Origin of the sequence: Pseudomonas sp. SH10-3B, from assembly GCF_019891415.1 — a bacterium.
GTDB lineage: Bacteria > Pseudomonadota > Gammaproteobacteria > Pseudomonadales > Pseudomonadaceae > Aquipseudomonas.
On the sequence record NZ_JAFLXD010000016.1, the window covers coordinates 1 to 17,796 of the forward strand.

The following is a 17,796-nucleotide window of genomic DNA, read 5'->3' on the forward strand; positions in this document are numbered from 1 at the left end:
GACGTGTTCTTCAGGCTCGCGACGGCGACGGCTCACAGGCGATTACCTCCGCAAAACAAATCAACTGTAGGAGCGAGCTTGCTCGCGAAAATCGTCAACGATAACGCGGGCATCCTGGATGAACGCGTTGTTCTCGGGTTTTTCGCGAGCAAGCTCGCTCCTACAGGGTTCATGACCATCAATCCATGAAGCCCTGGAGCTTCAATTCGATGGAGCGCGGGTTCTCGCCCTCGGCAATCGACAGGATGCCTTCCAGCAGCATCTCGCGGTAACGGGACTGGCGCATGGCAATCGACTTGAGCTTGCTGGCCACCGGCAACAGCACCAGGTTGGCACTGGCCACCCCGTAGATCGTCGCGACGAAGGCCACGGCAATACCGCTGCCCAACTGCGACGGATCGGCCAGGTTGCCCATGACGTGAATCAGGCCCATCACCGCCCCGATGATGCCGATGGTCGGCGCGTAGCCGCCCATGCTTTCAAACACTTTGGCGGCATTGATGTCGCGACTTTCCTGGGTGTAGAAATCCACCTCCAGGATGCTGCGGATCGCTTCCGGCTCGGCGCCGTCGACCAGCAATTGCAGGCCTTTGCGCGAGTAGCTGTCGGGTTCGGCATCGGCCACGCCTTCAAGGCCCAGCAGGCCTTCCTTGCGTGCGGTGAGGCTCCAGTTGACCACCCGGTCGATGCCACCGGCCAGGTCGACACGCGGCGGAAAAATGATCCAGATGACGATCTGCATCGCACGCTTGAACGAACTCATCGGTGACTGCAACAACGCGGCGCCCACGGTGCCGCCGATCACGATCAACGCCGCCGGGCCGTTGGCCAGGGCGCCCAGGTGACCGCCTTCGAGGTAGTTGCCGCCGATAATGGCGACAAACGCCATGATGATGCCGATCAGGCTCAAGACATCCATCAGAGGCAGGCCTCCACCAGATGCTTGCCGATGTCATCCAGGCTGTAGACGGCGTCGGCCAGGTCAGCTTTGACGATGGCCATGGGCATGCCATAGATCACGCAGCTGGCTTCGTCCTGGGCCCAGATCGCACTGCCGCCCTGCTTGAGCAGGCGTGCGCCTTCACGGCCGTCGGCGCCCATGCCGGTGAGCACCACCGCCAGAACTTTGTCGCCGTAGGACTTGGCCGCCGAACCGAAGGTGATGTCCACGCACGGCTTGTAGTTAAGGCGTTCATCACCCGGCAGGATTTTGATCGCGCCACGGGCATCGACCATCATCTGTTTGCCGCCTGGGGCCAGCAACGCCAGGCCAGGGCGCAGGATGTCACCGTCCTCGGCTTCCTTGACGCTGATGCGGCACAGCTTGTCCAGGCGCTCGGCAAACGCCTTGGTGAAGGCGGCGGGCATGTGCTGGATCAATACGATCGGCGCCGGGAAGTTGGCCGGCAATTGAGTCAACACGCGTTGCAAGGCGACCGGACCGCCGGTGGAGGTGCCGATGGCGACCAGCTTGTAGGCCTTGCGCTTGGGCGCAGGCGAATGGGCAGCAGAGGCTGCCGGCGTGCGAACCGGCGGTGCGGCAGGCCGTGCAACCGGCGCAGGCGCCGGGCGGTTGAACGACGAACTGGTCGGTGCAGCCGGTGCAGCCACCGGTGCCGGCGCAGGGGCTGGCGCGCTGAACAGGCTGCGACGGTTGCTGCGGGAAATACTGTGGACTTTCTCGCACAGCAGTTGCTTGACCTTCTCGGGGTTACGCGAGATGTCTTCGAAATTCTTCGGCAGGAAGTCCACCGCACCCGCATCCAACGCGTCGAGGGTCACTCGGGCGCCTTCGTGGGTCAGCGAGGAGAACATCAATACCGGGGTCGGGCAGCGTTGCATGATGTGCCGAACTGCCGTGATGCCATCCATCATCGGCATCTCGTAGTCCATGGTGATCACGTCCGGTTTCAACGCAATGGCTTGATCAATCGCCTCTTTGCCGTTGGTGGCCGTGCCGACCACCTGGATGCTTGGATCGGCGGAAAGAATTTCCGAGACGCGGCGGCGGAAGAAACCCGAATCGTCCACCACCAGGACCTTGACTGCCATAAACACTCCGTTAGGTGGGGCGGGCAAGACCGCCCTGCCCCACCAGAATCAAATACGCCGAGCGGCGTAACGCTTGAGCATGCTCGGAACATCGAGAATCAGTGCGATCCGACCGTCACCGGTAATGGTCGCACCCGACATGCCCGGGGTTCCCTGCAGCATTTTGCCCAAAGGCTTGATGACCACTTCTTCCTGGCCCACCAGTTGATCGACGACAAAGCCGATTCGCTGGGTGCCCACGGAGAGAATCACCACATGGCCCTCGCGCTGCTCTTCATGGGCAGCCGAAGCAACCAGCCAGCGCTTGAGGTAGAACAGGGGCAACGCCTTGTCCCGAACGATCACCACTTCCTGGCCGTCCACCACGTTGGTGCGTGACAGGTCGAGGTGGAAGATCTCGTTGACGTTGACCAGCGGGAAGGCAAATGCCTGGTTGCCCAGCATCACCATCAGGGTCGGCATGATCGCCAGGGTCAACGGCACCTTGATGACGATCTTGGAGCCCTGGCCCTTGGTCGAGTAGATATTGATCGAGCCGTTGAGCTGGCTGATCTTGGTCTTCACCACGTCCATGCCCACGCCACGGCCCGACACGTCGGAAATCTCGGTCTTGGTCGAGAAGCCAGGGGCGAAGATCAGGTTGTAGCACTCGGTGTCGGTCAGGCGGTCGGCGGCGTCCTTGTCCATCACGCCACGCTTGACTGCAATATTGCGCAGAATCGTCGGGTCCATGCCCTTGCCGTCATCGGTAATCGACAGCAGGATGTGGTCGCCTTCCTGTTCCGCCGCCAGGATTACCTTGCCGCCACGGGACTTGCCAGAGGCTTCACGTTCTTCCGGGGTTTCGACACCGTGGTCGACAGCGTTGCGCACCAAGTGGACCAGCGGGTCGGCCAGGGCCTCGACAAGGTTTTTGTCGAGGTCGGTTTCTTCACCCACCAGTTCCAGGTTGATCTCTTTCTTCAATTGGCGCGCGAGGTCGCGAACCAGGCGCGGGAAGCGGCCGAAGACTTTCTTGATCGGCTGCATCCGCGTTTTCATCACCGCGGTTTGCAGGTCGGCGGTGACCACGTCGAGGTTCGACACGGCCTTTTGCATGGCTTCATCGCCACTGCTCAAGCCCAGGCGCACCAGGCGGTTACGCACCAATACCAGCTCGCCGACCATGTTCATGATGTCGTCCAGCCGCGCGGTATCGACCCGTACGGTGGTTTCGGCTTCACTGGCCGGTTTTTCCGCGACCGGTGCCGCAGCGGCACGTGCCGGAGCCGGGGCAGCAGCGGGCGCAGGCGAAGGCTTGGCGGCCGGCGCGGCAGCTTTGGCAGCGGGTTTGGCCGCAACCGGTGCCGCCGTGGCCACGGCAGCAGCCGGGGCGACTTCGGTGAACTTGCCTTTGCCGTGCAAGTCGTCCAGCAGCGCTTCGAATTCGTGATCGGAGATCAACCCATCGTCCGCAGGCTTGGCAGTGGCAGCGGGTGCTGCGGCCGTAGCGGCGACTTCCGGCAAGGCGTCGGCCGCAAAGGTGCCCTTGCCATGCAACTGGTCGAGCAAGGCTTCGAATTCGTCGTCAGTGATGTCGGTGCTGGCAGGCGCGACAGGCGCATCCACCGCAGCTGGGACAGCACCGGCAGGCGCCACGGCGTCGGCCGCGAACTGACCTTTGCCGTGCAACTGGTCGAGCAAAGACTCGAACTCAGCGTCGGTAATGTCTTCGCTGCTCGGCGCGACAGCCGGGGCAACGGCGGCCGGAGCTTCGGCCTCGGCCTTGACGGCACTGAGGGAGTTGAGCAGTTGTTCGAACTCACTGTCCGTCACATCTGCTTCAGGCTCCGCCACCGGTTCCGGTGCGGCTTCGACCACCGGCGCTGCCGTGGTGTCGGCCGGCTCTGCATAGCGCGCCAGGGCGGCCAGCAGTTCCGGCGTGGCTGCGGTGATCGGGGCACGCTCGCGAACTTCGCTGAACATGCCGTTGACCGCATCCAGTGCTTCGAGAATCACGTCCATCAACTCCGAATCAACGTGACGCTCACCCTTGCGCAGGATGTCGAACACGTTCTCGGCGATGTGGCAGCACTCCACCAGCTCATGGAGCTGGAGGAAGCCGGCGCCCCCTTTTACAGTATGAAAACCGCGAAAAATTGCATTGAGCAGGTTCGCATCATCCGGGCGGCTTTCCAGCTCGACCAGTTGTTCGGACAGTTGCTCTAAAATTTCGCCGGCCTCTACAAGGAAATCCTGAAGGATCTCTTCATCGGCGCCGAAGCTCATGTGGGTGCTCCTTAGAAGCCTAAACTGGATAACAGGTCATCTACGTCATCCTGACCTGACACAACGTCTTCACGTTTATCGGCATGAATCTGCGGACCTTCACCCTTGGCGAGATGTTTTTGTGGATCTTTTTCAGAGAGGATCGCTTCGCGGTCATGTTCGATGCCGGCAAAACGGTCGACCTGGCCGGCCATGAGCACCAATTTGAGCAGGTTGCTTTCCACTTCGGTGACCAACTGGGTCACACGCTTGATCACCTGACCAGTCAGGTCCTGGTAATCCTGGGCGAGCAGAATGTCATTGAGGTTGCTGGCAACCGTGCGGTTTTCCTGCTCGCTGCGTGACAGGAACCCTTCGACTCGACGGGCCAGCTCACGAAACTCTTCTGCACCGACTTCACGGCGCATGAAGCGGCCCCAGTCGTTGCTCAGGGCGTGGGCCTCAGTGGCCATGCCGTTAACCAGGGGCGTGGCGTTTTCCACCAGGTCCATGGTGCGGTTGGCCGCCGCCTCGGTCAGCCTGACCACATAGGACAGGCGTTCGGTGGCATCGGTGATCTGCGAAATCTCTTCGGCCTGGGGCATGTGCGGATCAATCTGGAAATTGACGATCGCACTGTGCAGCTCGCGTGTGAGCTTGCCCACTTCCTGGTACAGGCCGCGGTCACGGGTCTGGTTGAGCTCATGGATCAACTGCACCGCGTCGCCGAAATGGCCTTTTTCAAGGCTGTCGACCAACTGGTGAGCATGCTTTTTCAGGGTCGACTCAAAGTCGCCCAGTGACGTTTCTTTATGCTCCATAGCTCCCCCGCGATGGCATTAGCCGTGGATGCGTTCGAAGATCTTTTCGATCTTCTCTTTCAAGGCCTGTGCAGTGAATGGCTTGACCACGTAACCGTTGACCCCGGCTTGGGCGGCTTCGATGATCTGTTCACGCTTGGCCTCGGCGGTCACCATCAACACGGGAAGGCTGCGCAGTTTTTCGTCGGCACGCACGTGGCGCAACAAGTCGATACCGGTCATGCCCGGCATGTTCCAGTCCGTTACCAGAAAGTCGATGCTCCCGCTGTTGAGGATCGGAATCGCCGTCAGGCCATCATCCGCCTCGACCGTGTTTGTGAACCCCAGGTCACGCAACAGGTTTTTTATGATCCGCCGCATCGTTGAGAAGTCATCAACGATGAGGATTTTCATGTTCTTGTCCAATTCGACCTCCAAGCAGTCTTAAACGCGCCCAGCACCTGGACGCGCCATTTCAATCAACAGGCATTACACAACAAGGACTGCCGGGGGCACCACGGGTCGAACCCGCGAAGGCCAATCACCTTCGCGGTATCGCTTTGCAATGCTCCCCACACTGCCTGTCAGCGCGCTCGCCACTCTCCCAAACGCCCCCGCAAGCGGGCCGCGCACTGGCTGTGCAACTGGCTGACACGCGATTCGCTGACCCCCAGGACCTCACCGATTTCCTTGAGGTTCAGCTCTTCGTCGTAGTACAGCGCCAACACCAACCGCTCGCGCTCCGGCAGGTTGGCAATGGCGTCCGCCAACGCCCCCTGGAAACGTTCGTCTTCCAGGTCACGCGACGGCTCCATATGCGCGCTCGCGCCGTCCTCGTGCAGCCCTTCGTGCTCGCCGTCCTGCAACAGGTCGTCGAAACTGAACAGGCGGCTGCCCAAGGTATCGTTCAAAATCCCGTAATAATCGTCGAGACTCAATTGGAGTTCGGCCGCAACTTCGTGATCTTTAGCGTCGCGACCGGTTTTTGCTTCAATTGCCCGAATTGCGTCACTGACCATGCGCGTATTGCGGTGCACCGAGCGTGGCGCCCAGTCACCCTTGCGCACTTCGTCCAGCATCGCGCCACGGATACGGATACCCGCATAGGTCTCGAAACTTGCACCCTTGCTTGCGTCGTACTTGGTCGACACTTCGAGCAGGCCGATCATGCCCGCCTGGATCAGGTCTTCGACCTGGACACTGGCGGGCAGGCGTGCCAGCAGGTGATAGGCGATCCGCTTGACCAGCGGCGCATAGCGCTCGATCAACTCGCCTTGACTGTCACGGGCAGACTTCTTGTACGCGTTATAGCCGTTCGCTGTCATAGCACCGGTCCTGCACTCGTCTGATGCACCAATCGCTCGACGAAAAACTCCAGATGCCCCCGAGGGTTGGCAGGCAACGGCCAGGTATCGACCTTCTGGGCAATAGCCTTGAACGCCAATGCGCATTTGGAGCGAGGGAACGCTTCGTAGACTGCACGCTGCTTTTGCACAGCCTTGCGCACACACTCGTCGTAGGGAACTGCGCCGACGTATTGTAAGGCCACATCGAGAAAGCGATCCGTGACCTTGGTCAACTTGGCGAACAGGTTGCGACCTTCCTGCGGGCTCTGGGCCATGTTGGCCAGGACGCGGAAGCGGTTCATGCCGTAGTCGCGGTTAAGCAGTTTGATCAGGGCGTAGGCGTCGGTGATCGAGGTGGGTTCATCGCAGACCACCAGCAAGACTTCCTGCGCCGCGCGCACGAAGCTGACCACGGACTCGCCGATCCCGGCGGCGGTGTCGATCACCAGCACGTCGAGGTTGTCGCCGATATCACTGAATGCCTGGATCAGGCCGGCATGCTGAGCCGGACTCAGGTGCACCATGCTCTGGGTGCCGGAGGCGGCCGGCACGATGCGGATCCCGCCAGGGCCCTGGAGCAGCACATCGCGCAGCTCACAGCGCCCCTCGATCACATCGGCAAGGGTGTGTTTGGGCGTCAGCCCCAGCAGAACGTCGACGTTCGCCAGCCCCAGGTCAGCATCCAGCAGCATGACGCGACGGCCAAGCTCTGCCAGGGCCAGGGACAAATTCACTGACACGTTAGTTTTTCCGACGCCACCTTTGCCGCCGGTCACCGCGATCACCTGTACGGGATGCATGCTGCCCATTTTATTTCTTTACCTTGTCTTGCTTAGACGCAGGCTACATGGCTTGGCCGCGTGAATCGCTTGCAGACCATCGATGTAGGTACATTTCACGGTGTTCATCGCGCCTCAACCCACCCGCTTTGCCGGGTTGTGGTAAAGGTCGGCGAACATATCGGCCATCGCTTCCTCGCTAGGCTCTTCTTGCATTTGCACGCTCACGGCGCGGCTGACCAACTGATGACGGCGCGGCAGATGCAAATCATCCGGGATCCGCGGCCCGTCGGTCAGGTAAGCAACCGGTAGTTCATGGCTGATAGCCAGGCTCAACACTTCGCCCAGGCTGGCGGTTTCATCCAGTTTGGTCAGGATGCAACCGGCCAGACCGCAACGCTTGTAGCTATGGTACGCAGCGGTAAGAACCTGTTTCTGGCTGGTGGTTGCAAGCACCAGGTAATTTTTTGACTTGATGCCGCGCCCGGCCAGGCTTTCCAGCTGCATGCGCAACGCCGGATCGCTGGCTTGCAGGCCGGCGGTGTCAATCAGCACCACACGCTTGCGCAGCAACGGATCGAGCGCGTTGGCCAGGGACTGGCCCGGGTCGACGTGGGTGACCGGCACATTGAGGATACGGCCCAGGGTCTTGAGCTGTTCCTGGGCGCCGATGCGGTAGCTGTCCATGCTCACCAGCGCGATGTTATTCGCGCCGTACTTGAGCACGTAACGCGCCGCCAGCTTGGCCAGGGTGGTGGTCTTGCCCATGCCGGCAGGGCCGACCATGGCAATCACGCCGCCCTCTTCCAGGGGTTCGATTTCCGGGGTGGCGATCATCCGCGCCAGGTGGGCCAGCAACATGCGCCAGGCCTGGCGAGGCTCTTCGATTTCGGTGGTCAGCGCCAGCAGGTCGCGGGACAACGGGCCGGACAAGCCGATGCGTTGCAGGCGGCGCCACAGGTTGGCCTGTTGCGGTTTGCTGCCTTGCAGCTGGGTCCAGGCCAGCGACCCGAGTTGCACTTCCAGCAGTTCGCGCAGGCCGTTGAGTTCAAAGCGCATCGAGTCGAAGACGCGCTGGTCGACTGCGGCGGCCGGGGCTGGCGCAGCAGGACGCGGCGGTTCGATAAAGGTTGGTTCGACCAGCGGCTCGGCGGCGGTCAGCGGCAGGCCGGCGAACAACTGGCGATTGGTGGTGGCATCGCTGTCGCCACGCATGCTCAGTTCAGCCTGGGCCGAGACGATGCGCGACGCAGTCTTGCGCAGCTCGTCTTCAAGCTCCATGTTCGGCACACGCGGCGCCAACGCCGAGGGGGTGTAATCCAGGGCAGCCGTCAGCTCGACACCGCCGGCAATACGACGGTTACCGATAATCGCGGCGTCGGCGCCCAGCTCATCGCGGACCAGTTTCATGGCCTGACGCATATCGGCGGCGAAAAAACGCTTAACTTGCATAACCCACTACCCTCAGCCGTTGGGCCCTACTGTCGCGACGATAGTCACTTGCTTGTTGTCAGGAATTTCCTGATAAGCCAAAACGTGCAAATTCGGTACTGCCAGACGTCCAAACCGCGACAACATCGCCCGAACCGGGCCTGCCACCAGCAGAATCACCGGTTGGCCCTGCATTTCCTGGCGCTGTGCGGCGTCGATCAACGAACGCTGCAGTTTTTCAGCCATGCTTGGCTCCAGCAGAACGCCCTCTTCCTGGCCTTGTCCCGCCTTCTGAATACTATTGAGCAATATTTGTTCCAACCTTGGTTCCAAGGTGATCACAGGCAGCTCGGAGTCAAGCCCTACAATGCTTTGCACGATTGCGCGGGACAATCCGACGCGCACTGCGGCCACCAGCGCGGCGGTATCTTGACTCTTGGCGGCGTTGTTGGCGATAGCCTCGGCAATGCTGCGAATGTCGCGCACCGGCACCTGTTCGGCCAGCAACGCCTGCAGCACCTTGAGCAGTTGCGACAGTGACAGCACGCCCGGTACCAGCTCTTCCGCCAGTTTTGGCGAAGCCTTGCCCAGCAACCCCATCAATTGCTGGACTTCTTCGTGACCGATCAGCTCATGGGAGTGCTTGTACAGAATCTGGTTGAGGTGCGTGGCGACCACCGTACTGGCGTCCACCACGGTGTAGCCCAGGGACTGCGCCTGGCTGCGCTGGCTGATTTCGATCCACACCGCGTCCAGGCCAAAAGCCGGATCTTTGGCGGTGATGCCGTTGAGGCTGCCGAACACCTGGCCGGGGTTGATTGCCAGCTCGCGGTCCGGGTAGATCTCGGCTTCGGCCAGGATCACGCCCATCAGGGTCAGGCGGTAGGCACTGGGTGCCAGGTCAAGGTTGTCGCGGATGTGCACGGTGGGCATCAGGAAGCCCAGGTCCTGGGACAGCTTCTTGCGCACGCCCTTGATCCGCGCGAGCAACTGGCCGCCCTGGTTGCGGTCCACCAGTGGAATCAGGCGGTAGCCGACTTCCAGGCCGATCATGTCGATAGGCGTCACGTCGTCCCAGCCCAACTCCTTGGTTTCCTGGGCGCGCGCCGGGGATGGCAGCAGTTCCTGCTGGCGCGCCACTTCCTGCAGGGCCTGGACCTTGACCGCATTTTGCTTTTTCCAGAACAGGTAGGCAGCGCCGCCCGCCAGGGCGGCCATGCTCAGGAACGACACATGGGGCATGCCCGGCACGATGCCCATGATCGCCATGATGCCCGCTGCCACGGCCAGGGCCTTGGGCGAGGCAAACATCTGCCGGCTGATCTGCTTGCCCATGTCTTCGGAGCCCGAAGCACGGGTCACCATGATGGCTGCCGCTGTAGATAACAACAGTGATGGCAATTGCGCCACTAAACCGTCACCGATGGTCAGCAAGGCGTACACCTTGCCCGCATCGCCGAAGGTCATGCCGTGCTGGAAGATCCCGACCGCCATGCCGCCGATCAGGTTGATAAACAGGATCAGCAGGCCGGCGATGGCGTCACCGCGCACGAATTTGCTGGCACCGTCCATGGAGCCGTAGAACTCGGCTTCCTGGGCCACTTCCAAACGGCGGGTCTTGGCCTGGTTCTGGTCGATCAGACCGGCGTTGAGGTCGGCGTCGATGGCCATCTGTTTGCCGGGCATGGCGTCGAGGGTAAACCGCGCGCTCACCTCGGAAATCCGCCCGGCGCCCTTGGTCACCACCACGAAGTTGATGATCATCAGGATCGCGAACACCACGATACCGACCACGTAGTTACCGCCGATCACCACCTCACCGAAGGCCTGGATTACCTTACCGGCGGCGGCGTGGCCGTCTTGGCCGTGGAGCATCACCACCCGCGTGGACGCCACGTTCAGCGCCAGCCGCAGCAGGGTCGCCACCAGCAGGATCGTCGGGAACACCGCGAAATCCAGCGGCCGCAGGGCGTAGACGCACACCAGCAGCACCACGACGGAGAGGGCAATGTTGAAGGTGAAGAACACGTCCAGCAGGAACGGCGGCATCGGCAACATCATCATTGCCAGCATGACCAGCAACAACAACGGCACACCCAGATTGCCCCGCGAAAGGTCAGTCAGGGTGCCACGGGCCGTGCTGAACATTTGAGAGCGATCCACCACCGGTATTCCTCGTTTCCTTGAAGCAAACTTTTGACGCCGGGAGGCGTCCTGGAGGCGGTATTGCAAGAAGCCTTCCAACTTTGCTTTTAGTTTCGGACCTCCTCATAAAGGACACAATCCAGCGGGTATAAATCGATTGGACTGTGGGAGGGGGCTTGCTCCCGATTGCTGAGTGTCAGGCACTGATGTTTTGACTGATCCACCACTATCGGGGGCAAGCCCTTTCCACACTTTCGAACGGGGGTAAGCTTTTAAAGAGGTCGTATATTCCCGGCCTGCGGGTCTTTGTGACCTTGCGAGATGTCATATTCCTCTGGCAGTGAGAGAACAATCAAACACCGAGCAATTCCACATCAAAGCAGAGTGTTGCATTTGGTGGGATTACCCCCCCAGCGCCCCTTGCCCCATACCCAAGCTGAGGAGGGATGATCAACCGTCGCTGCCCGCCAACCTTCATTCCTTGCACACCCTCATCCCACCCACGAATAACTTGACCCGCACCCAATGCAAACACGAATGGATCGTTGCGATCACGGCTCGAGTCAAACTTGGCCCCTTGTACGCCATTTTCCCAAAGCCAACCCGTGTAATGAACGCTGACACGCTGGCCAGCCTTGGCTTCAACACCTTTACCCTCTGTCGTGTCCCCATACTGAAGACCGCTGTCGGTAGTGATCATCAGAAATCCCTCCTTCCTCAACAAGATTTACGCACGCCGTGTGCGTTCCGCACCATCAGATCGCGATACCGTGGCGGCGGCTACTGTTAAGGTTGACAGGTAGGAAGTACAACTCACTAGCAAAGGCCCAACGGCCAACTGAGCTTATCGAGGTGAAATCGGGGCCAAATATTGGAGGGGCTTACCCCAGATAGCCGTGTGTCAGGCCAAGGGTAGGCTGCTGATACACCGCTATCGGGGTGTAGAACCGTAGACATCGTTTACATCTGAAACCGGGGACATCGTTTACACATTTGAGGCCTGGACGCGGACGTTTTCAGCCTGAGCACCTTTGGGCCCCTGGGCAACCTCGAACTCTACTTTTTGCCCCTCTTCAAGGGTTCTGAATCCGCCGCTCGTTATGGCCGAGTAGTGCACAAATAGATCGCCCCCACCGTCCTGAGTGATAAACCCAAACCCCTTCTCCGCGTTAAACCATTTCACCGTACCCGTCGCCATTGCCGTTCTCCGTACACTTCAATTAAGGGCCTGCACGGGTGTCGTCAGATCAGTTTGATGTCGCACGCATAGACGCCATCGGGCCGATGAATCATCCGAAACGACACTTTCTGACCCTCCGAAAGCAAGCGCTCACCCGAGCTGCGCGAATCTACTGACACGTCATCGCCGCCACCCTCCGGCGCAATAGAGCCTTTGCCGGTTTGCGGGTCATAAGCTTTGACTCTGCCTTTAAACAACTGCATCACCTCACATCCTGCATCGTAATGCGCAGTGCCTGAAGGCCATAGAACCGCGAGAAGGTGATGCTGGCTACTGTCAAAGTTGACAGGTCGAGGGGAGTTTTCGACGAGCGGTGGCACTATAAATGCGGGAAAGATCAGGAATCGCGACGCAACTCCGGCGGAATCGGCAGATCCTTGAGCGGATCCGGGCGCTTGCCCTTGCCGGCGCGGTATTGGCGAATCTGATAGACATACGCCAACACCTGGGCCACGGCCAGGTACAACCCTGCGGGGATCTCCTGGTCAAGGTCGGTGGAGTAGAAGATCGACCGCGCCAGCTCCGGCGATTCCAGCAGCAGGATGTCGTGGGCCACGGCGATTTCGCGGATTTTCAATGCGGTAAAGTCGCTGCCCTTGGCCAGCAGCATCGGGGCGCCGCCCTTCTCCGGGTCGTACTTGAGGGCCACGGCGTAGTGCGTCGGGTTGGTGATGATTACGTCAGCATCGGGCACCGAAGCCATCATCTTGCGCTGGGACATTTCCCGCTGCAGCTGGCGAATGCGTTGCTTGACCTCGGGACGCCCCTCCTGGTCCTTATGCTCGTCACGCACTTCCTGCTTGGTCATCAGCAGTTTCTTGTGGCTTTCCCACAGCTGGATCGGCGCATCCACCGCCGCGATGATGATCAGCCCGGCGGCCATCCACAGCGCACTCCAGCCCACCACCTGCACGCTGTGGATGATCGCCGATTCCAGCGGTTCATGGGCGATGCGCAGCAGGTCGTCGATGTCCGACGACAACACCATCAGCGCGACGAACAGAATCAGGATGAACTTGGCCAGGGCCTTGAGCAGCTCCACCAGCGCCTTGGCGGAAAACATGCGCTTGAGACCCGCCGCCGGGTTCATGCGGCTGAATTTAGGCGCCATGCTGCCGGCAGCGAACAGCCAGCCACCGAGGGCGACCGGACCGATCAGTGCGGCCAACAGCAAGGTGATCAGGATCGGCTGCACCGCCAGAAGGGCGATCTTGCCCGAGTGCAGCAGGTATTGGCCCATGGAGTCGGGGTTGAGCAACACCTCGCGCGGCAAGGTGAAGTTGTGCTTCATCAGCTCCAGCAAATCCAGCGCCAGCCCCCCGCCATAGATCAACAAGGCACCGGCACCGGCCATCATCGTCGCAACGGTATTGAGTTCTTTGGAGCGCGCGATCTCGCCCTTTTCCCTGGAGTCCTTTTTACGTTTCTCCGTGGGGTCTTCTGTTTTGTCCTGACCACTCTCGCTCTCGGCCATGGCTCAGCGCGCCCGTGCCAGATCGCGTAAGAACTGCAAGGCGTCGGTCGCCAGCGGTTGATACTGATTGAGAATGTCGGCCAGGCCGATCCAGAAAATCCCCATGCCCAATACCAGGGTCAGCGGGAAACCAATCGAAAAGATGTTCAACTGCGGCGCCGCACGGGTCATCACACCAAACGCAATGTTGACCACCAGCAGCGCGGTGATGGCCGGCAGCACCAGCAACAGCGACGCGCCAAGCACCCAGCCGAGGCGCCCGACCATTTCCCAGAAGTGATTGACCACCAGCCCAGAGCCCACCGGCAAGGTGGTGAAGCTTTCGGTCAACACCTCGAACGCCACCAAGTGACCGTTCATGGCCAGGAACAACAGGGTCACCAGCATGGTCAGGAATTGTCCGATCACCGCCGCCGACACGCCGTTGGTGGGGTCGACCATGGACGCAAAGCCCATACCCATCTGGATCGAGATGATTTGCCCGGCAATCACAAATGCCTGGAAGAACAGCTGCAGGGAGAAGCCCAACATGGCGCCGATCAGGATCTGCTCGGCGATCAGCATCAGGGCACTCAGGTCCAGGGCATTCACCGGCGGCATGGGCGGCAACCCGGGCACCAGCACCACGGTAATTGCCACGGCGAAATACAGGCGCACCCGGCGTGGAACCAGGGTCGTGCCGAACACCGGCATGGCCATCAGCATGGCCGTCACCCGAAACAACGGCAGGATGAACGAGGCCACCCAGGTGCTGATCTGAGTGTCGGTCAATGCCAGCAGGGAGTTCATCCGATCAGCCGATCAACTGCGGAATACTGCCGTACAACTGCAGGATGTATTCCATGAAGGTTTGCACCAGCCACGGGCCGGCGACGATCAGGGTGATCAGCATCACCAACAGGCGCGGCAGGAAGCTCAAGGTCTGTTCGTTGATCTGGGTCGCGGCCTGGAACATCGCCACCAGCAGGCCCACCAACAGGCTCGGCACCACCAGCACGGCCACCATGACGGTGGTCAGCCACAGCGCTTCACGGAACAGGTCGACGGCGACTTCTGGGGTCATTGCGCTATACCCCGCCGAAACTGCCGGCCAGGGTGCCGATAATCAGCGCCCAGCCGTCCACCAATACAAACAGCATGATCTTGAACGGCAACGAAATAATCAGCGGCGACAGCATCATCATACCCATGGCCATCAGCACGCTCGCCACCACCAGGTCGATGATCAGGAACGGGATAAAGATCATGAAGCCGATCTGGAACGCGGTCTTCAATTCGGAGGTGACAAACGCCGGCACGAGGATGGTCAGCGGCGCCTGGTCCGGGGTCGCGATGTCGGTACGCTTGGACAGGCGCATGAACAGCTCAAGGTCGCTGGAACGGGTCTGCGAGAGCATGAAGTCCTTGATCGGCCCTTGCGCCCTGTCGATCGCGACCTGGGCCGTGATGGTCTCGGCCAGGTACGGTTGCAGGGCTTGCTGGTTCACCTTGTCGAACACCGGCGCCATGATGAACATCGTCAAGAACAACGCCATGCCGGTGAGGATCTGGTTCGACGGCGTCTGCTGCAGGCCCAGGGCCTGACGCAGGATCGAGAACACGATGATGATCCGCGTGAAGCTGGTCATCAGCATGACGAACGCCGGGATAAAACTCAGCGCGGTCATGATCAGCAGGATCTGCAGGCTGACCGAATATTCCTGGGCCCCGGCCGCATTGGTACCCAGCGTAATCGCCGGGATCGACAACGGGTCGGCGGCAAACGCCAACGGCGCGGCCAGCAACAGCATGAGCGTCAATAAAACGCGCATTACTTCTTATCCTTCTGATCCTTGCCCAGCAACTCCATCAGGCGCTGGGCGAATTCTGGCGTGGCGGGCTTGGACTGATCCACATTCACCGGAGTCTTGAGTACATGCAGCGGGGTAATGCGGCCGGGGGTAAGGCCCAGCAGGATCTGCTCTTCGCCCACTTGCACCAGCACCAGCCGATCCCGTGGGCCGAGGGCGCGGGAGCCGATCATTTCGATCACCTGCGCGTTGCCGGGCCCCACCTGCTGCACACGGCGCAGCAGCCAGGCCAGCACAAAGATCAGGCCGACCACCAGCAACAGGCCCAGAACCAACTGGGTCAATTGCCCACCCAGCCCAGTGCCTGCCGGCGCGGCGACCACGGCCTGGGCCACCGGCTCGGCGGCCCAGGCGGGCAATGGCAGCGCGACCAACAGTCCCACCATCAGCCGGTTCATATCAGCGCAACTTCTTGATGCGTTCGCTTGGGCTGATCACGTCGGTCAGGCGGATGCCGAACTTTTCGTTGACCACCACCACTTCACCGTGGGCAATCAGCGTGCCGTTGACCAGCACGTCCAGCGGCTCACCGGCCAGGCGGTCCAGTTCGATGACCGAGCCCTGATTGAGTTGCAGCAGGTTGCGGATATTGATGTCGGTGCTGCCCACTTCCATGGAGATCGACACCGGGATGTCGAGGATCACGTCCAGGTTCGGCCCATCGAGGGTCACCGGGTCGTTGTTCTTCGGCACGCTGCCGAATTCTTCCATGGGCAGGCGGTTGCCTACCGGCGCGGTGGCGGCGTCGGCGGCCAGCAGCGCGTCGATATCGTCCTGGCCAACATCGCCGGTTTCTTCCAGGGCCGCAGCCCATTCGTCAGCCAGGGCCTGGTCTTCGGCGGAAGTGTTTTCGTGTTCGGTAGCCATTACATGTCCTCGGCGGAGCAAACATTCATAAATAGGGATCAGCGACGGTTGATCGGCTCAACCACTTGCAAAGCGAGGTTGCCCTTGTGGGACCCCAGCTTGACCTTGAACGACGGCACGCCGTTGGCGCGCATGATCATTTGTTCCGGCAATTCGACCGGGATGATGTCACCCGGCTGCATGTGCAAAATATCCCGCAGGCGCAGTTGACGGCGGGCCACGGTGGCGCTCAGGGGCACATCGACGTCCAGCAGGTCTTCGCGCAGGGCCTTGACCCAGCGTTCGTCCTGGTCGTCCAGGTCGGACTGGAAGCCGGCGTCGAGCATCTCGCGCACGGGCTCGATCATCGAGTACGGCATGGTCACGTGCAGGTCACCGCCACCGCCATCGAGTTCGATGTGGAAGGTGGACACCACAATGGCCTCGCTGGGGCCGACGATGTTGGCCATGGCCGGGTTCACTTCGGAGTTGATGTACTCGAAATTGACTTCCATGATCGCCTGCCAGGCTTCCTTCAAGTCGATGAAGGCCTGCTCCAGCACCATGCGCACCACGCGCAATTCGGTCGGGGTGAATTCCCGGCCTTCGATCTTGGCGTGACGGCCGTCACCGCCGAAGAAGTTGTCCACCAGCTTGAACACCAGCTTGGCGTCGAGGATGAACAGCGCGGTACCGCGCAGCGGCTTGATCTTGACCAGGTTGAGGCTGGTGGGCACGTACAGCGAGTGCACGTACTCGCCGAACTTCATCACCTGCACGCCACCCACCGCCACGTCCGCCGAGCGACGCAGCATGTTGAACATGCTGATCCGGGTGTAGCGGGCGAAACGCTCGTTGATCATCTCCAGGGTCGGCATACGTCCACGGACGATGCGATCCTGACTGGTCAGGTCATAACTTTTGACGCTGCCGGGCTCGGCAGCCATTTCGGTCTGTACCAGACCATCGTCGACGCCATGCAACAGCGCGTCGATCTCATCCTGGGACAGCAGGTCCTGCACGGCCATGTGGTGATCCTACTGCAATACGAAGTTAGTGAAGAGCGCCTGCTCGACCACGACTTTGCCGAGTTCCTTCTGGGCCACTTCCTGCACGCTGGCAGTGACCTTCTGGCGCAGCATTTCCTGGCCCACCGGGGTGGCCAAGCTGTCGAAGCCCTGGGCGGAGAACAGCATCACCAGGTTGTTGCGGATCACCGGCATATGCACCTTGAGGGCATCCAGGTCCGACTGGTTACGCGCCAGCAACGTGATGCTCACCTGCAGGTAGCGTTGACGACCGTTCTGATTGAAGTTGGCGACAAAGGCCGGAAGCATCGGCTCGAAGATTGCCGGTTGCTTGACGTTACTGGCGTTTTCGGCGGCAGGTGCCGGCTTGCTGGCACTGCTGTGCATGATGTACCAGGTGCCGCCCACCGAGGCGCCGATGGCCAGGAGCAAGCCCACGACTATCATCAGGATAAGCTTGAGCTTGCCTTTGCCTGCGGGTGCTTTTACTGCTGCGTCGTCGCTCTTCGCCATGCCAATAATCCGTCACTATTCGGGGATTCATAGATCTACGGAAAG

20 protein-coding genes and 1 pseudogene are annotated in these 17,796 nt (G+C 60.7%); 1 reads left to right on the forward strand and 20 read right to left on the reverse strand.

Annotated elements, in window-relative coordinates:
* Positions 1-189 (forward strand): annotated as a pseudogene (locus J1G35_RS14160) (hypothetical protein); the annotation flags it as partial.
* Here the strand turns inward: J1G35_RS14160 and J1G35_RS14165 are convergent.
* The 20 genes from J1G35_RS14165 to fliL form a co-directional block, all read right to left on the reverse strand.
* Positions 179-919, reverse strand: a complete 741-nt coding sequence (locus J1G35_RS14165; protein WP_032887912.1) for a flagellar motor protein — start codon at positions 917-919, stop codon at positions 179-181. The pseudogene J1G35_RS14160 and the gene J1G35_RS14165 overlap by 11 nt on opposite strands.
* Positions 919-2,052 carry a chemotaxis response regulator protein-glutamate methylesterase gene (locus J1G35_RS14170; protein WP_223015234.1) on the reverse strand — a complete coding sequence of 378 codons (1,134 nt, stop codon included), beginning with the start codon at positions 2,050-2,052 and terminating at the stop codon, positions 919-921. The genes J1G35_RS14165 and J1G35_RS14170 overlap by 1 nt, the downstream gene beginning before the upstream one ends.
* Positions 2,053-2,100: 48 nt before the next feature.
* The gene (locus J1G35_RS14175) at positions 2,101-4,320 is read right to left on the reverse strand and encodes a chemotaxis protein CheA (protein ID WP_223015235.1); all 2,220 of its coding nucleotides are present in this window, start codon (positions 4,318-4,320) and stop codon (positions 2,101-2,103) included.
* An 11-nt stretch (positions 4,321-4,331) separates the two neighbouring features.
* Positions 4,332-5,120 carry a protein phosphatase CheZ gene (locus J1G35_RS14180; protein WP_053133277.1) on the reverse strand — a complete coding sequence of 263 codons (789 nt, stop codon included), beginning with the start codon at positions 5,118-5,120 and terminating at the stop codon, positions 4,332-4,334.
* 18 nt (positions 5,121-5,138) lie between these two features.
* Positions 5,139-5,513: a chemotaxis response regulator CheY gene (locus J1G35_RS14185; RefSeq protein WP_160385018.1), complete on the reverse strand. Its 375-nt coding sequence runs from the start codon at positions 5,511-5,513 to the stop codon at positions 5,139-5,141.
* A 170-nt stretch (positions 5,514-5,683) separates the two neighbouring features.
* Positions 5,684-6,424: an RNA polymerase sigma factor FliA gene (fliA, locus tag J1G35_RS14190; RefSeq protein WP_015885174.1), complete on the reverse strand. Its 741-nt coding sequence runs from the start codon at positions 6,422-6,424 to the stop codon at positions 5,684-5,686.
* Positions 6,421-7,254, reverse strand: a complete 834-nt coding sequence (gene fleN, locus J1G35_RS14195; protein ID WP_003192912.1) for a flagellar synthesis regulator FleN — start codon at positions 7,252-7,254, stop codon at positions 6,421-6,423. Before fleN ends, fliA begins: the two co-directional genes overlap by 4 nt.
* A 105-nt stretch (positions 7,255-7,359) precedes the next feature.
* Positions 7,360-8,676: a flagellar biosynthesis protein FlhF gene (gene flhF, locus J1G35_RS14200; protein WP_053133274.1), complete on the reverse strand. Its 1,317-nt coding sequence runs from the start codon at positions 8,674-8,676 to the stop codon at positions 7,360-7,362.
* A gap of 12 nt (positions 8,677-8,688) precedes the next feature.
* Positions 8,689-10,818 (reverse strand): flagellar biosynthesis protein FlhA, encoded by a 2,130-nt coding sequence (flhA, locus tag J1G35_RS14205; protein WP_053133390.1) that lies wholly within the window; start codon positions 10,816-10,818, stop codon positions 8,689-8,691.
* Between the two features lie 334 nt (positions 10,819-11,152).
* On the reverse strand, positions 11,153-11,500 hold the full coding sequence (locus J1G35_RS14210) for an FKBP-type peptidyl-prolyl cis-trans isomerase (protein ID WP_223015236.1): 348 nt from the start codon (positions 11,498-11,500) through the stop codon (positions 11,153-11,155).
* 285 nt (positions 11,501-11,785) lie between these two features.
* Positions 11,786-11,998 carry a cold-shock protein gene (locus J1G35_RS14215; protein ID WP_053133269.1) on the reverse strand — a complete coding sequence of 71 codons (213 nt, stop codon included), beginning with the start codon at positions 11,996-11,998 and terminating at the stop codon, positions 11,786-11,788.
* A gap of 44 nt (positions 11,999-12,042) precedes the next feature.
* On the reverse strand, positions 12,043-12,243 hold the full coding sequence (locus J1G35_RS14220) for a cold shock domain-containing protein (RefSeq protein ID WP_053133267.1): 201 nt from the start codon (positions 12,241-12,243) through the stop codon (positions 12,043-12,045).
* Between the two features lie 134 nt (positions 12,244-12,377).
* Positions 12,378-13,514 (reverse strand): flagellar biosynthesis protein FlhB, encoded by a 1,137-nt coding sequence (gene flhB, locus J1G35_RS14225; protein ID WP_223015237.1) that lies wholly within the window; start codon positions 13,512-13,514, stop codon positions 12,378-12,380.
* Positions 13,515-13,517: 3 nt separating this feature from the next.
* Positions 13,518-14,303 (reverse strand): flagellar biosynthetic protein FliR, encoded by a 786-nt coding sequence (fliR, locus tag J1G35_RS14230; protein ID WP_053133263.1) that lies wholly within the window; start codon positions 14,301-14,303, stop codon positions 13,518-13,520.
* A 4-nt stretch (positions 14,304-14,307) separates the two neighbouring features.
* On the reverse strand, positions 14,308-14,577 hold the full coding sequence (fliQ, locus tag J1G35_RS14235; RefSeq protein WP_027603863.1) for a flagellar biosynthesis protein FliQ: 270 nt from the start codon (positions 14,575-14,577) through the stop codon (positions 14,308-14,310).
* Positions 14,578-14,581: 4 nt separating this feature from the next.
* Complete coding sequence (gene fliP, locus J1G35_RS14240) at positions 14,582-15,325, reverse strand: flagellar type III secretion system pore protein FliP (protein ID WP_053133261.1); 744 nt, start codon at positions 15,323-15,325, stop codon at positions 14,582-14,584.
* Complete coding sequence (gene fliO / locus J1G35_RS14245) at positions 15,325-15,762, reverse strand: flagellar biosynthetic protein FliO (RefSeq protein ID WP_223015238.1); 438 nt, start codon at positions 15,760-15,762, stop codon at positions 15,325-15,327. Before fliO ends, fliP begins: the two co-directional genes overlap by 1 nt.
* 1 nt (position 15,763) lies before the next feature.
* Complete coding sequence (fliN, locus tag J1G35_RS14250) at positions 15,764-16,231, reverse strand: flagellar motor switch protein FliN (RefSeq protein WP_098478955.1); 468 nt, start codon at positions 16,229-16,231, stop codon at positions 15,764-15,766.
* A gap of 38 nt (positions 16,232-16,269) precedes the next feature.
* Entirely contained in the window at positions 16,270-17,238 is a 969-nt protein-coding gene (gene fliM / locus J1G35_RS14255; protein ID WP_053133255.1) for a flagellar motor switch protein FliM, read from the reverse strand.
* A 9-nt stretch (positions 17,239-17,247) separates the two neighbouring features.
* The gene (gene fliL / locus J1G35_RS14260) at positions 17,248-17,751 is read right to left on the reverse strand and encodes a flagellar basal body-associated protein FliL (protein WP_053133252.1); all 504 of its coding nucleotides are present in this window, start codon (positions 17,749-17,751) and stop codon (positions 17,248-17,250) included.
* Positions 17,752-17,796 lie beyond the last annotated feature (45 nt).